Raw genomic sequence first — 14,787 nt, 5'->3', positions numbered from 1 at the left:
TGGCCGGAGAAATGTGCCCCTCGTCACACAAAACAATCTGCCGTACCGTTGTTATAAAACCGACAAAACCGCTGTCAGATGATGCGTTTAGCCCGGCTAACCTTCGTCCATTCTGGATTCGCACAGCGGGGGCATAATTGATGATCGCCCGCCTGCATGACCACCACGTGGCTGCATTTTATGCAGGCATACTCCCCCGCTTCAGGCACGGTCTTGTACCGTTCAATAAGCATATCCGGCAGGATGCACAGTCCGGGCTTCACTTCCTCGTCGGGGTAGTAGTAGACGCTGATTTGGCCGTTCGTTTCCATAATTGCCAGACGCACCTGGCCCAGCTGTTCAACGCTGCTTATGCGAAGCTCCATAAAGAACTCAAACTCCGTCATATTGGCGCGTTGCACATTCTCCCAGGCCAGCTGTCCGTCTTCGACAATAACCACCGGTTTCCCTTCGAACAGATCCTCCAGCTTTTCGCTTTTCGACATAAGCCACATGACCAGACGGTACAGCAGCGCAAGCGTTACGAAGACAATAAAGACCGGCACCATCGGCACATCGTCATAAAAGGCAACATCCCCTGCCGCCGACCCCAGCGTCAGGATGATCAGCACCTCAAACAGCGACATCTGGCGAACGCCGCGACGCCCGGTGATTTTCAGAAACAGGAACACGAGCACAAAGGTGTACAGGCTGCGCAGCGCCACTTCGCCTAAAAACTCTGGTGGGACTTTATCAAACGCCATCCGCTGGAGATCAAATGCTTTCATTTTTCTATGCCTTAACAGTAGGTTACTGTCTATAAGCATAGCCCAGCCATTTATTTTCGCCGGAGATAGCACCCGTCACGCAAAACCCGTATCATTGCGCGCTTTACGTACGATAAAAGTGAACGCCATGACTCAAACGTTTATCCCCGGCAAAGACGCCGCTCTGGAAGATTCCATCGCTCGCTTCCAGCAGAAACTGACCGACCTGGGCTTTAATATCGAAGAAGCCTCCTGGCTGAACCCGGTGCCTCACGTCTGGTCTGTGCACATTCGCGACAAAGACTGCGCGCTGTGCTTTACCAACGGTAAAGGCGCAACCAAAAAAGCGGCGCTGGCCTCTGCGCTGGGCGAGTATTTTGAACGTCTGTCGACCAACTACTTTTTCGCCGACTTCTGGCTGGGCGATACCATCGCCAACGGCCCGTTCGTTCACTATCCGAATGAAAAATGGTTCCCGCTGACTGAAGACGACGAACTGCCGGAAGGCATTCTTGATGCCCGCCTGCGCGCGTTCTACGATCCGGAAAACGAACTGACCGCCAGCATGCTGATCGATTTACAGTCCGGCAATGAAGACCGCGGGATCTGTGCCCTGCCGTTCACCCGCCAGTCTGATGAGCAGACCGTTTATATTCCGATGAACATCGTCGGCAACCTGTATGTGTCGAACGGCATGTCCGCCGGTAACACCCGCAACGAAGCGCGCGTGCAGGGATTATCTGAAGTCTTCGAACGTCACATCAAAAATCGCATTATTGCTGAGTCCATCAGCCTGCCGGAGATCCCGGCTGACGTGCTTGCGCGCTACCCGGGCGTGGTGGAATCCATCGCTAAACTGGAAGCGGAAGGTTTCCCTATCTTTGCCTATGACGGTTCACTGGGCGGCAAATATCCGGTTATCTGCGTCGTGCTGTTCAACCCGGCAAACGGCACCTGCTTTGCCTCCTTCGGCGCGCATCCGGACTTTGGCGTGGCGCTGGAGCGTACCGTCACCGAACTGCTGCAGGGTCGTAGCCTGAAGGATCTCGACGTGTTTACACCGCCAACCTTTGATGACGAAGAAGTGGCCGAGCACACCAACCTCGAAACCCACTTCATCGACTCCAGCGGTTTGATCTCCTGGGATATGTTCAAGCAGGATGCAGACTATCCGTTCGTGGACTGGAGCTTTGCCGGTACCACGGAAGAAGAGTTCGCCACGCTGATGGCAATCTTCAACGCCGAAGATCGCGAAGTCTACATTGCCGACTATGAACACCTGGGCGTTTACGCGTGCCGTATTATCGTGCCGGGCATGTCCGACATCTATCCGGCAGAAGATCTGTGGCTGGCAAACAACAGCATGGGTGCGCACCTGCGCGAAACCCTGCTGGCCCTGCCGGGCAGCGAGTGGGATAAAGAGGATTATCTGAACCTGATCGCCCAACTGGACGAAGAAGGCCACGATGATTTCACCCGCGTGCGCGAGCTGCTGGGTCTGGCAACCGGTAAGGATAACGGCTGGTACACGCTGCGCATCGGCGAACTGAAGGCGATGCTGGCGCTGGCGGGCGGCGATCTGGATCAGGCCCTGGCCTGGACAGAATGGACGATGGAATTTAACCAGTCGGTCTTCTCTGCCGAGCGCACTAACTATTACCGTTGCCTGCAAACGTTGCTTCTGCTGTCTCAGGAAGACGGCCGTGAACCACTGCAGTACCTGAATGCGTTTGTGCGTATGTACGGTGCAGACGCCGTTGAGGCCGCCAGCGCGGCGCTGAGCGGTGAAGCGCCATTCTATGGCCTGCAGGCGGTAGACAGCGATCTGAAAGCCTTCCCGGCACATCAGTCTCTGCTCAACGCCTATGAGAAATTACAGAAGGCAAAAGCCGCTTACTGGTCAAAATAAGCGCATATAACATTAATGGCAGTAGGCGTATTCACTCGCCTGAGCTATATTACGGGGCAATTTCATTGCCCCTTTTTTTATTTTTTCACGCAATGACGTTTGATTGTAATAATTAAGTTAACCACGGGTAAATATAATAATACTTACCTGCGTTTTACTGTTACTTATTATGGCAAATACTCCATTTTAATTAACTGTTTTAAGGGAGGTGGACTGAAAAAATTCAACTCTTTTCATAACTTTTAAAATTTATTTTTATACGGATAATCAAATACTTACTCCGCTTTTGCTGTAAAACCATACACACTGCGGGCCTATAAGCCAGGCGAGATATGATCTATATCAATTTCTCTTCTATAATGCTTTGTTAGTATCTCGTCGCCGACTTAATAAAGAGAGAGTTAGTGTGAAAGCTGACAACCCTTTTGATCTATTACTCCCCGCTGCGATGGCGAAAGTTGCCGAAGAAGCGGGTGTCTATAAAGCAACGAAACATCCGATGAAGACGTTCTATCTGGCGATCACGGCTGGTGTGTTCATCTCTATCGCTTTCGTCTTCTATATCACCGCTACCACCGGTACTGCCGCGATGCCTTACGGCATAGCCAAACTGATTGGCGGCATCTGCTTCTCGCTGGGTTTGATTCTTTGCGTCATCTGCGGCGCCGATCTCTTCACCTCAACGGTGTTGATTGTTGTGGCGAAAGCCAGCGGAAGGATCACCTGGGGTCAACTGGCGCGCAACTGGCTTAACGTCTACGTTGGTAACCTGATTGGCTGTCTGCTCTTTGTTTTGTTGATGTGGCTTTCTGGCGAGTACATGACCGCCAACGGCGGCTGGGGGCTTAACGTCCTGCAAACCGCTGACCACAAAATGCACCATACATTTATCGAAGCCGTTGCTCTCGGCATCCTTGCTAACCTTATGGTCTGCCTGGCGGTGTGGATGAGCTACTCTGGTCGTAGCCTGATGGATAAAGCCATGATTATGGTTCTGCCGGTTGCGATGTTTGTTGCCAGCGGCTTTGAGCACAGTATTGCGAATATGTTCATGATCCCGATGGGGATTGTTATCCGCAACTTTGCAAGCCCGGAGTTCTGGACTGCTGTTGGTTCAACCCCGGAAAGTTTCTCTCACCTGACTATTATGAATTTCATTACCGATAACCTGATCCCCGTCACTATCGGGAACATTATCGGTGGGGGTCTGTTAGTTGGGTTGACATACTGGGTCATTTACCTGCGTGGCGGCGACCATCATTGATGGTTGTCTCAGGCAGTAAATAAAAAATCCACTTAAGAAGGTAGGTGTTACATGTCCGAGCTTAATGAAAAGTTAGCCACAGCCTGGGAAGGTTTTACAAAAGGTGACTGGCAGAATGAAGTAAACGTCCGTGACTTCATTCAGAAAAACTATACCCCGTATGAAGGTGACGAATCCTTCCTGGCTGGTGCAACTGACGCAACCACCAAGCTGTGGGACAGCGTAATGGAAGGCGTTAAACTGGAAAACCGCACTCACGCGCCAGTTGATTTTGACACCTCCGTTGCTTCCACCATCACTTCTCACGATGCTGGCTACATCAACAAAGCCCTTGAGAAAATCGTTGGTCTGCAAACTGAAGCACCACTGAAACGCGCAATCATCCCGTTCGGTGGTATCAAAATGGTTGAAGGTTCCTGCAAAGCGTATAACCGCGAGCTGGACCCAATGCTGAAAAAAATCTTCACCGAATACCGTAAAACCCACAACCAGGGTGTATTCGATGTTTACACCAAAGACATTCTGAACTGCCGTAAATCTGGCGTTCTGACTGGTCTGCCAGATGCATATGGCCGTGGCCGTATCATCGGTGACTACCGTCGCGTTGCGCTGTACGGTATCGACTTCCTGATGAAAGACAAATACGCGCAGTTCGTCTCCCTGCAGTCCGATCTGGAAAACGGCGTAAACCTGGAAGCGACTATCCGTCTGCGTGAAGAGATTGCTGAACAGCACCGCGCGCTGGGTCAGATCAAAGAGATGGCGGCTAAATACGGCTGCGATATCTCCGGTCCGGCTACCAACGCTCAGGAAGCTATCCAGTGGACCTACTTCGGCTACCTGGCCGCGGTTAAGTCTCAGAACGGTGCAGCGATGTCCTTCGGCCGCGTATCCACCTTCCTGGATGCGTACATCGAACGTGACCTGAAAGCAGGTAAAATCACCGAGCAAGACGCTCAGGAAATGATTGACCACCTGGTCATGAAACTGCGTATGGTTCGCTTCCTGCGTACCCCAGAATATGATGAGCTGTTCTCTGGTGACCCAATCTGGGCAACAGAATCTATCGGTGGTATGGGCGTAGATGGCCGTACTCTGGTAACCAAAAACAGCTTCCGCTTCCTGAACACCCTGTACACCATGGGTCCTTCTCCGGAGCCGAACATCACCGTTCTGTGGTCTGAAAAACTGCCTCTGAACTTCAAGAAATTCGCCGCTAAAGTGTCCATCGACACCTCTTCTCTGCAGTACGAGAACGATGACCTGATGCGTCCTGACTTCAACAACGATGACTACGCTATCGCTTGCTGCGTAAGCCCAATGGTTGTTGGTAAACAAATGCAGTTCTTCGGTGCGCGTGCAAACCTGGCGAAAACCATGCTGTACGCAATCAACGGCGGCGTTGATGAAAAACTGAAAATGCAGGTTGGTCCTAAGTCTGAACCAATCAAAGGCGACGTGCTGAACTATGACGAAGTTATGGATCGCATGGACCACTTCATGGACTGGCTGGCTAAGCAGTACGTGACTGCGCTGAACGTTATCCACTACATGCACGACAAGTACAGCTACGAAGCTTCTCTGATGGCGCTGCACGACCGTGACGTTGTTCGCACCATGGCATGCGGTATCGCAGGTCTGTCCGTTGCGGCTGACTCCCTGTCCGCAATCAAATATGCGAAAGTTAAACCAATTCGTGATGAAGATGGTCTGGCTATCGACTTCGAAATCGAAGGCGAATATCCGCAGTTTGGTAACAACGACGCTCGCGTTGATGACATGGCGGTTGACCTGGTAGAACGTTTCATGAAGAAAATTCAGAAACTCACTACCTACCGTAACGCTATCCCGACTCAGTCTGTACTGACCATCACCTCTAACGTTGTGTATGGTAAGAAAACCGGTAACACCCCAGACGGTCGTCGTGCTGGCGCGCCATTTGGCCCAGGTGCTAACCCAATGCATGGTCGTGACCAGAAAGGTGCTGTTGCCTCTCTGACCTCCGTGGCTAAACTGCCGTTTGCTTACGCGAAGGATGGTATCTCCTACACCTTCTCTATCGTGCCAAACGCGCTGGGTAAAGATGACGAAGTACGTAAAACTAACCTCGCGGGTCTGATGGATGGTTACTTCCACCACGAAGCGTCCATCGAAGGTGGTCAGCACCTGAACGTGAACGTAATGAACCGTGAAATGCTGCTCGACGCAATGGAACATCCTGAGAAATATCCTCAGCTGACCATCCGCGTATCTGGCTACGCAGTACGTTTTAACTCCCTGACTAAAGAACAGCAGCAGGACGTTATTACCCGTACTTTCACTCAGTCCATGTAACTGGAATTGACTGAAATCACGCGTTAAAAAGCGTACAATAAAGGCTCCACGTCAGTGGGGCCTTTTTCTTCCCCACCCCAGTCTCTTTTGGCCGCTATCTATACTGAATGGATAACAGCCAAAACAGACTCGACATAGCCTTTGAGCTGTGCACCTACACAGGCCCCTGGATGGGCCAAATTCGGAGATATCACCGCAATGTCAATTATTGGTCGCATTCACTCCTTTGAATCCTGTGGCACTGTCGATGGCCCGGGGATCCGCTTTATTACATTTTTCCAGGGCTGCCTGATGCGCTGCCTGTACTGCCATAACCGTGATACCTGGGATACCCATGGCGGCAAAGAAGTCACCGTGGAAGATCTGATGAAAGAGGTGGTGACCTATCGCCACTTTATGAACGCGTCCGGCGGTGGTGTGACGGCATCCGGCGGTGAAGCCATTCTTCAGGCTGAGTTTGTGCGCGACTGGTTCCGCGCCTGCCACAAAGAGGGCATTCATACCTGTCTCGACACCAACGGCTTCGTGCGCCGCTACGATCCGGTTATCGACGAGCTGCTTGAAGTCACCGATCTGGTGATGCTCGATCTCAAACAAATGAACGACGAAATCCACCAGAATCTGGTTGGCGTTTCGAACCACCGCACGCTGGAGTTTGCCAAATACATTGCCAACAAAGGCGTCAAAACCTGGATCCGCTACGTGGTGGTGCCGGGCTGGTCAGATGATGACGATTCCGCGCATCGTCTGGGCGAATTTACCCGCGATATGGGCAACGTAGAGAAAATTGAACTCCTGCCCTATCACGAGCTGGGTAAACATAAATGGGTGGCGATGGGCGAAGAGTACAAGCTGGATGGCGTGAAGCCGCCGAAAAAAGAGACGATGGAACGCGTCAAAGGTATTCTTGAGCAGTACGGCCACAAGGTTATGTATTAAATAAAAGGCCCGGTTCTCACCGGGCCTTTTAATATTCTATTCAAAGACGCCGTTAATAACGGCAGTCACAATTGCTGTACTCAGGGCAATTAACACCAGGTCATCTCCCACCACGCGCCACTCATATCCCGGGTAGGACGGAAGCTGGCTCAGCATTGAGGCCGGCACGGCTTTCTTCGCTATGCCCGGAGGCAGCGGCTTTCCGCGCGCCAGGTTTTTCGCGATCCCCGGTGGCAGAGAATCATAGCCCGTTAAGCCGTAATTCAGTGCCAGATGGCGGGCACGATCGAAGCTAACGCGAGCGTCGACATCATTACCGACATCTTTGCTGTTTTTAAAGCTCTTGTCCGATTTTCCTGGGTTATCCTGACCTTTATTTTGCTTATTACCATGGTTACCAGCGTTGCCGTTACCATGATTGCCGCTATTACCCTGCCCGCCACCGTTTCCGTGCCCACCGCCATTCCCGTTTCCAGGATTGGCCATGACCGGAGCCGTTGCAAACGTTAAAGACAACACTACGGCAAGCGCGGTAGTGGAAAAACGACGAGTAGACATGATTGCTGCCTTTTAGTGGGAGAACTTATCTGAATTATCGCCAGGCGCGTAAAACTCACAATAAGTAAAAGTCTTATATGTGACAGGGACAAAAAAGCCCGTCATCGACAGGCTTTTAATTAATCAGGCGTGTGCCACAGGCGTTGGATGTTCGCCGACTTTACGCAGCAGCATTAACAGATAGATAAACGATACGCTGGCAATCATGATAAAGAGCAGGTTATCGGAATAATTTTGCATGAGCATGGCGGTAAAGGTCGGACCGAGCAAACTGCCGATGGTGTAGCTCAGTAATAATGCCTGGTTCATCGCCACCAGCTGATGATGCTCAACTTTTTCACAGGCCCAGGCCATCGCAACCGGATAGAGCGTAAAGCCCGCAGCACCCAGAATGAACAGCGCAGGCGCCATCGCGGCGTTGCTGAGCATGGCGAGACATCCCATGATCACCACAAAAACCTGAACGCGCAGCACCAGCAGGCGACCAAAGCGATCGGCCAGTCGACCGATCGGCCATTGACCGACGATCCCTGCGCTGACCATCACCGCCATCCAGAAGCCAATCCCGGAATCGCTAACGCCCTGATGGTTAAGATAGAGCGGCATCAGGCCATAGAGTGAGCCCAGCACGATCCCGGAGATAATGCAGCCGTTCACGCCTAAACGTGCCTGGCGAAGCCTCAGCATTGGCCAGACGTGGGTAGCTTCCTGATGCTCGCTGTTCTGGTTCACGATACGGGTGAAGAGCAGCGGCAGGATCGCGGCCAGCACCATCCCCGTCACCCACGGCAGAACGCTCATCAGGTCGGTTGGGAATTTACTGACCATTAGCTGGCCGATGACGGTACCCACGTAATAAACCATCATATAGGCGGCCAGCAGGCGCCCACGGTTACGGGAAGTACCGCTGCACATCAGGGCGCTTTCGACCACTACCCAGATCATCGCGCAGCCGACGCCCGCAATAAAGCGCCAGACCATCCAGCTCCAGAAGCCGACCATCAGGCCTAAACCGACGCATCCGGCGGCAAAAATCAGCGAGGCCAGATAATAGCTGCGGTTAAAACCAAAACGCTTAATAAGGCTGCCCGTTAATAAGGTACCCAGCAGGTTTCCGGTAAAAAAGGACGAGCTAACCATACCCACCTGCCAGGTCGGTAAGTTTTCATGGGCGAGCCATAGCGGGACGAGTGTGTTTAACACCGCGATCGCCAGGGTCAGCAAAAGCAAGCCACAGAGCAGCAAAAGCACCGGGCGGGTATAGGTGGTCATGGATTAAAAACCGTGAGGAAGTTCAGATTTCGTGCGCATCATGCCACCGGCAAAAACAAAGTCAATCCACCGATTCAGGCGTCACGCACGATATGCGCCATGTCGATTTAAAAAACTCATCCTGCTAATGCAAAGCCTGCTACAGATATTAATTATCTATTTGTTTTTATTTATTTCAGGGAATTTTTAATACGAAACGTCAGTCGAAAAATTTCATGAATGAAAAAAGAAAAGCCGGGCGCTATGTCCCGGCTTTTTATAACAAAAAATGAAATTAGCTGGCGATAGCCATACCGACGGTCATATGCAGACCATAAAACACGCCGCGACCAATCAGCTCCCCGGCCAGCACCAGCACAAAGGCCAGTGAAAGCAACGGCAGCGCAGGCTGGTAACCTTTGAGCTGAGGTGCAATCCAGCACACCAGTGCAGCCGCCAGCAACACCACGCGCCAGGCCATCAGCGCACCGTAGTCCGGCACCAGCGCAGAGGCCTGCTGGATAGAGCTGTGGATGGTGGCCAGCTCAGCCCCCTGCATCAGCGCCACAACAGCACTGATGACCAGCGCCAGCAGCGAGACCGCTGGCAGCAGACGCATTCCCCAGCCGTCCACCCCAGCGACGCGCAGCAGCAGATAGCCCAGCAGAGGACCGCCGATAAACATCGTCAGGAAGAAGCTCATCGGCGTCCAGACGCTGTACCAGGTAGGAACGGTATCAATGGTGTTGTACACCCGAACCATCATCCATACGAATACCACGCCCAGAACCATGGTGACGATGAGCCACAGCGCGCGTAACCCTGACGGCAGTTTTTTCAGCGCCGCCAGCAGCCAGCCCAGCCCGCCCACGGCAAAGAAGATTGCGCCACTGGCAATCTCGTTACTCAGCGAAGAGGCACCAACTCGATTCAGGGAGTTGAACGCACGCATCGGCGAGCCCAGGTGCAGCGTGGAGGCGATAAACCCAATGCCCATCAAAACCCATAGCCCAAACATACTCAATACCAGACGCTGCTGCTGTTCTGCACTGAGATTACCTTTCATTAGCGCCAGCGCGAGTACGATAAAACCACCGACCACGCACTGCCCAAACACCGTGAAGATCATCAGCGGCCATTCATGCCATCCACTTCCCATCTCACACCTCCTTCGGGTTTGCCAGGTAGCCGGTGGTGTCACCCGTCGGACGGCTGTTGGCGTTAGGTTTGATCACAATGCTCGGCTTCGTAAAGTGCGCGGACGGCAGCGGCGCAACGGCGGCAAGCTGGCCGTGCTTCTTGCGCAGCTCCTCAATCGGGCCGAAGTCCAGCGCGCGCAGCGGGCAGGACTCGACGCAGATCGGCTTTTTGCCGTCCGCCACGCGGCTGTGGCAGCCGTCGCACTTGGTCATGTGGCCTTTGGCGGCATTGTACTGCGGCGCGCCGTACGGGCAGGCCATGTGGCAGTAGCGGCAGCCGATGCAGACATCCTCGTCCACCACCACAAAACCGTCGTCGCGCTTGTGCATCGCCCCGCTCGGGCAGACCTTGGTGCAGGCCGGATCCTCGCAGTGGTTGCAGGCAATCGACAGATAGTAGGCAAAGACGTTCTGATGCCAGACGCCGTTATCCTCCTGCCAGTCGCCGCCCGCGTATTCGTAAATACGGCGGAAGCTGACGTCCGGGGTTAAGTCTTTGTAGTCCTTGCAGGCCAGCTCGCAGGTTTTGCACCCGGTGCACCGGCTGGAATCAATAAAAAATCCATACTGGGTTGTCATCGGTTACTCCTTACGCCTTTTCAACCTGAACGAGGTTTGTGTGGGACGGGTTGCCCTTCGCCAGCGGCGACGGGCGCTGCGTGGTCAGAACGTTGATGCAGCCCGCCTGGTCAATACGGTTTGCATCCGGGTTATACCAGGCCCCTTCCCCCAGCGCGACCACGCCAGGCATCATGCGCGGAGTCACTTTCGCTTCGATATGCACCTCTCCACGCCCGTTGAAGATGCGAACGCGATCGCCATTACTGATGCCGCGCGCTTTCGCATCCATCGGGTTGATCCACATTTCCTGCCGGCATGCGGCTTTCAGCACGTCAACGTTGCCGTAGGTGGAGTGCACGCGAGCCTTATAATGGAAACCGGTCAGCTGTAGCGGGAATTTCTCCGTCAGCGGATCGTTGTAGTTTTCAAATCCGGGGGTGTAGATCGGCAGCGGATCGATAACGTCCCCTTCCGGCAATTCCCAGGACGCGGCAATGTTTGCCAGCGCTTCGGAGTAGATTTCGATTTTGCCCGACGGCGTGGTCAGCGGATTCGCCTGCGGATCGTCGCGGAAGGCTTTATACGCCACATGATGCCCTTGCGGATCGCGCTGCTTGTACATGCCCTGCTTGCGGAAGGTATCGAAGTCCGGCAGGTCAGGAATGGCTTTGCGGGAAAGCTCGTGCAGATGGCGCATCCACCCTTCCTGAGTGCGCCCCTCGGTGAACTGCTGTTCAACGCCAAGACGTTTCGCCAGTTCGGAGGTCATCTCATAGATGGTTTTGCACTCGAAGCGCGGCTTGATGGCCTGGTCAGTGAAAATCACGTAGGACATATTGCCGCAGGAGGCGTCCAGCGCGAAGTCCATCTGCTCAGACGCGGTGCAGTCCGGCAGCAGAATATCGGCATACTTCGCTGACGAGGTCATGTGGCAGTCAATCACCACAATCATTTCGCACTTCTTGTCGTCCTGAAGGATGTCATGGGTGCGGTTAATGTCAGAGTGCTGGTTGATCAGACAGTTACCGGCATAGTTCCAGATCATCTTGATCGGCACGTCCAGCTTGTCTTTGCCCCGCACGCCGTCGCGCAGCGCGGTCATTTCAGGGCCGCGCTCGATCGCGTCGGTCCACATAAACATCGAGATGCTGGTCTCAACCGGGTTATCCAGCGTCGGCATGCGTTCAAACGGCAGAGAATAGGAGCCTTCACGCGCGCCGGAGTTACCGCCGTGAATACCCACGTTGCCGGTCAGAATTGACAGCATGGAGATGGCGCGGGTGGCGATTTCGCCATTCGCGTGACGCTGTGGCCCCCAGCCCTGGCTGATATAGGCCGGTTTTGCCGATCCAATTTCACGCCCCAGCTGAACGATACGTTCGACGGGAATACCGGTGATGGTGGATGCCCACTCCGGCGTTTTCGCTACGCCGTCGCTGCCCTGACCGAGAATATAGGCTTTGTAATGCCCGTTAGCCGGCGCGCTGGCCGGGAGGGTTTTCTCGTCGTAACCGACGCAGTATTTATCCAGGAAGGGCTGATCGACCAGGTTTTCAGTGATCATCACATACGCCAGCGCGTTTACCAGCGCCGCATCGGTCCCCGGACGGATTGGGATCCACTCATCTTCTCGCCCTGCCCCGGTATCGGTATAACGCGGATCGATGATGATCATGCGGGCATTGGATTTAGCCCGGGCCTGCTCCAGGTAATACGTTACCCCACCGCCGCTCATGCGGGTTTCACCCGGGTTGTTACCGAACAGCACCACCAGCTTGCTGTTTTCGATATCGGACGGACTGTTACCGTCTGCCCAGCCGCCATAGGTGTAGTTCAGGCCCGCAGCGATTTGCGCAGAAGAGTAGTCACCATAGTGGTTGAGGTAGCCGCCACAGCAGTTCATCAGGCGCGCCACCAGCGTTTTACCCGGCGGCCAGGAGCGGGTCATGGTACCGCCAAGCGTCCCGGTGCCGTAGTTCAGGTAGATGGACTCGTTGCCGTACTCTTTGATCAGGCGCTGCATGTTCGTCGCGATGATATCGTAGGCTTCGTCCCAGCTGATGCGCTCGAACTTTCCTTCCCCACGCTTGCCGACGCGCTTCATCGGATATTTCAGACGATCCGGATTATAAACACGTCGGCGCATTGAGCGGCCACGCAGACATGCCCGCACCTGGTGTAACCCTTCGTAGCTATCGTCACCGGTATTGTCGGTTTCGACATATTTGATTTCACCGTCCACAACATGCATGCGCAGCGGACAGCGGCTACCGCAGTTGACGGTACAGGCACTCCACACCACTTTTTCCGGGGCAGAGGCTGGAGACATAGCCTCCGCCGCCGACGCCAGTCGGGTAAAAGGGAGCGTAAAGGCGCTGCTGGCTACGGCCAGGCCACCGATTGCCGTGGTTTTCATCAACCCACGGCGAGTGACCTCGGCAGCCATTAACGCTTCAGGCGCTTTGATTTTCATAAAGACTCACTTTGGTTGCTCACAAAGAAAAGAGAGGCGGCGGAAACCGCTATATAGATTTATTTATAACGAATCTTTTCGTTTTCAGTTTTTTATGCTGACTTTCATTCAAAGGAGTATTACTACTTTAGAGGGAGGGGGTATTGCGTCGTATCAAATCACAGGCATAAAAAAAGCGCCCTGAGGCGCTTTTTTGTTTTAAAGCAGGTTATTAACCGATGTACTGCTGGCCTTTCATATAAGGGCGCAGCACTTCAGGGATCTCAATTCGGCCGTCTGCCTGCTGGTAGTTTTCCATCACCGCAACCAGCGTACGCCCTACAGCCAGACCGGAGCCGTTCAGGGTATGCACCAGACGGGTTTTCTTGTCGGATTTGCTGCGGCAACGAGCCTGCATGCGGCGCGCCTGGAAATCCCAGACGTTAGAGCAGGAGGAGATTTCACGGTAGGTGTTCTGCGCAGGCACCCAGACTTCCAGGTCGAAGGTTTTGCAGGCACCGAAGCCCATATCACCCGTGCACAGCGCCATACGGCGGTACGGCAGGCCCAGCAGCTCCAGCACTTTTTCCGCGTGGCCGGTCATCTCTTCCAGCGCGTCCATGGACGTTTCCGGACGAACGATCTGCACCATTTCAACTTTATCGAACTGGTGCATGCGGATCAGACCGCGGGTATCACGGCCGTAAGAACCCGCTTCAGAACGGAAGCACGGAGAGTGCGCGGTCAGCTTGATTGGCAGATCGTCTTCGTCAATGATTTCATCACGCACGAGGTTAGTCAGCGGCACTTCCGCCGTTGGGATCAGCGCGTAGTTGCTGCTGTCTGCTTCCTCGTCCAGCGGACGGGTATGGAACAGATCGCCGGCAAATTTCGGCAGCTGGCCCGTACCGTACAGCGTATCGTGGTTAACCAGATACGGAACGTAGGTTTCGCTATAGCCGTGCTGTTCGGTGTGCAGATCCAGCATGAACTGCGCCAGCGCGCGGTGCAGGTGAGCGATCTGACCTTTCATCACCACGAAACGAGACCCGGTCAGCTTAACCGCAGCCGCAAAGTCCAGGCCCGCGTGCATTTCGCCCAGGGTCACGTGATCGCGAACCTCGAAGTCGAACTCGCGAGGCGTACCCCAGCGTTTCACCTCAACGTTGTCGTTCTCGTCTTTGCCGACAGGCACGCTGTCGTCAGGAATGTTCGGGATCGCCAGCGCGATATCACGAATTTCGGCCTGAAGAACGTCCAGTTCCGCTTTCGCCTGATCCAGCTCTTCACCCAGCTTGTTCACTTCCAGGCGTAATGGCTCAATATCTTCCCCGCGCGCTTTCGCCTGGCCGATGGATTTCGATCGAGAATTACGCTCTGCCTGCAGATTTTCAGTTTGTACCTGCAGAACTTTACGACGCTCTTCAAGAGCGCGCAGCTTATCTACATCCAGCTTAAAGCCCCGGCGTGCCAGTTTTTCAGCGACTGCGTCTGGCTCATTACGCAGCAGATTGGGATCGAGCATGCTTATCCTGTGCTTATCGAATTAAAATAGGAAAAAGTGGCCACAGCCT

General features: G+C 53.9%; 11 protein-coding genes. 4 read left to right on the top strand and 7 right to left on the bottom strand.

Annotation, left to right across the window (positions count from 1 at the left end; all coding sequences use genetic code 11):
- Positions 1-74: 74 nt before the first annotated feature.
- Positions 75-767, bottom strand: coding sequence for a DUF421 domain-containing protein (locus tag OWK27_RS15475; RefSeq protein ID WP_148421054.1), 693 nt, complete (start codon positions 765-767; stop codon positions 75-77).
- A 127-nt stretch (positions 768-894) separates the two neighbouring features.
- On the opposite strand from OWK27_RS15475, the gene ycaO reads away from it, so the two are divergent.
- From ycaO to pflA, 4 genes are all read left to right on the top strand, one after another.
- Positions 895-2,655 (top strand): 30S ribosomal protein S12 methylthiotransferase accessory factor YcaO, encoded by a 1,761-nt coding sequence (gene ycaO, locus OWK27_RS15470; RefSeq protein ID WP_267590713.1) that lies wholly within the window; start codon positions 895-897, stop codon positions 2,653-2,655.
- A 406-nt stretch (positions 2,656-3,061) separates the two neighbouring features.
- Complete coding sequence (gene focA / locus OWK27_RS15465; RefSeq protein WP_176610729.1) at positions 3,062-3,919, top strand: formate transporter FocA; 858 nt, start codon at positions 3,062-3,064, stop codon at positions 3,917-3,919.
- Positions 3,920-3,970: 51 nt separating this feature from the next.
- On the top strand, positions 3,971-6,253 hold the full coding sequence (gene pflB / locus OWK27_RS15460; RefSeq protein WP_003858247.1) for a formate C-acetyltransferase: 2,283 nt from the start codon (positions 3,971-3,973) through the stop codon (positions 6,251-6,253).
- A 198-nt stretch (positions 6,254-6,451) separates the two neighbouring features.
- Positions 6,452-7,192 (top strand): pyruvate formate lyase 1-activating protein, encoded by a 741-nt coding sequence (pflA, locus tag OWK27_RS15455; protein ID WP_003858250.1) that lies wholly within the window; start codon positions 6,452-6,454, stop codon positions 7,190-7,192.
- A 36-nt stretch (positions 7,193-7,228) separates the two neighbouring features.
- Here the strand turns inward: pflA and OWK27_RS15450 are convergent, their stop codons facing one another.
- The 6 genes from OWK27_RS15450 to serS all read right to left on the bottom strand — a co-directional run bounded on the left by OWK27_RS15450 (position 7,229) and on the right by serS (position 14,738).
- Positions 7,229-7,750, bottom strand: a complete 522-nt coding sequence (locus OWK27_RS15450) for an anti-virulence regulator CigR family protein (RefSeq protein ID WP_267590712.1) — start codon at positions 7,748-7,750, stop codon at positions 7,229-7,231.
- A gap of 123 nt (positions 7,751-7,873) precedes the next feature.
- Positions 7,874-9,022, bottom strand: a complete 1,149-nt coding sequence (locus OWK27_RS15445; protein WP_148421062.1) for an MFS transporter — start codon at positions 9,020-9,022, stop codon at positions 7,874-7,876.
- 274 nt (positions 9,023-9,296) lie between these two features.
- Positions 9,297-10,160, bottom strand: coding sequence for a dimethyl sulfoxide reductase anchor subunit family protein (locus OWK27_RS15440; RefSeq protein WP_252003376.1), 864 nt, complete (start codon positions 10,158-10,160; stop codon positions 9,297-9,299).
- 1 nt (position 10,161) lies between these two features.
- On the bottom strand, positions 10,162-10,779 hold the full coding sequence (locus OWK27_RS15435) for a DMSO/selenate family reductase complex B subunit (RefSeq protein ID WP_017384545.1): 618 nt from the start codon (positions 10,777-10,779) through the stop codon (positions 10,162-10,164).
- 10 nt (positions 10,780-10,789) lie between these two features.
- Positions 10,790-13,234: a dimethylsulfoxide reductase subunit A gene (gene dmsA, locus OWK27_RS15430; protein WP_267590711.1), complete on the bottom strand. Its 2,445-nt coding sequence runs from the start codon at positions 13,232-13,234 to the stop codon at positions 10,790-10,792.
- A gap of 211 nt (positions 13,235-13,445) precedes the next feature.
- Positions 13,446-14,738, bottom strand: a complete 1,293-nt coding sequence (gene serS, locus OWK27_RS15425) for a serine--tRNA ligase (RefSeq protein ID WP_148418764.1) — start codon at positions 14,736-14,738, stop codon at positions 13,446-13,448.
- Positions 14,739-14,787 lie beyond the last annotated feature (49 nt).

It is taken from the genome of Enterobacter cloacae complex sp. 2022EL-00788 (assembly GCF_026627565.1).
GTDB lineage: Bacteria > Pseudomonadota > Gammaproteobacteria > Enterobacterales > Enterobacteriaceae > Enterobacter > Enterobacter pasteurii.
This window is presented reverse-complemented; position numbering and strand designations above follow the sequence as displayed.

What these genes read in the sequence shown, in the direction of transcription:
- OWK27_RS15475 (WP_148421054.1), bottom strand. Translation starts at nt 767, where the DNA reads ATGAAAGCATTTGATCTCCAGCGGATGGCGTTTGATAAAGTCCCACCA.
- ycaO (WP_267590713.1), top strand. Translation starts at nt 895, where the DNA reads ATGACTCAAACGTTTATCCCCGGCAAAGACGCCGCTCTGGAAGATTCC.
- pflB (WP_003858247.1), top strand. Translation starts at nt 3,971, where the DNA reads ATGTCCGAGCTTAATGAAAAGTTAGCCACAGCCTGGGAAGGTTTTACA.
- pflA (WP_003858250.1), top strand. Translation starts at nt 6,452, where the DNA reads ATGTCAATTATTGGTCGCATTCACTCCTTTGAATCCTGTGGCACTGTC.
- OWK27_RS15450 (WP_267590712.1), bottom strand. Translation starts at nt 7,750, where the DNA reads ATGTCTACTCGTCGTTTTTCCACTACCGCGCTTGCCGTAGTGTTGTCT.
- OWK27_RS15445 (WP_148421062.1), bottom strand. Translation starts at nt 9,022, where the DNA reads ATGACCACCTATACCCGCCCGGTGCTTTTGCTGCTCTGTGGCTTGCTT.
- OWK27_RS15440 (WP_252003376.1), bottom strand. Translation starts at nt 10,160, where the DNA reads ATGGGAAGTGGATGGCATGAATGGCCGCTGATGATCTTCACGGTGTTT.
- OWK27_RS15435 (WP_017384545.1), bottom strand. Translation starts at nt 10,779, where the DNA reads ATGACAACCCAGTATGGATTTTTTATTGATTCCAGCCGGTGCACCGGG.
- dmsA (WP_267590711.1), bottom strand. Translation starts at nt 13,234, where the DNA reads ATGAAAATCAAAGCGCCTGAAGCGTTAATGGCTGCCGAGGTCACTCGC.
- serS (WP_148418764.1), bottom strand. Translation starts at nt 14,738, where the DNA reads ATGCTCGATCCCAATCTGCTGCGTAATGAGCCAGACGCAGTCGCTGAA.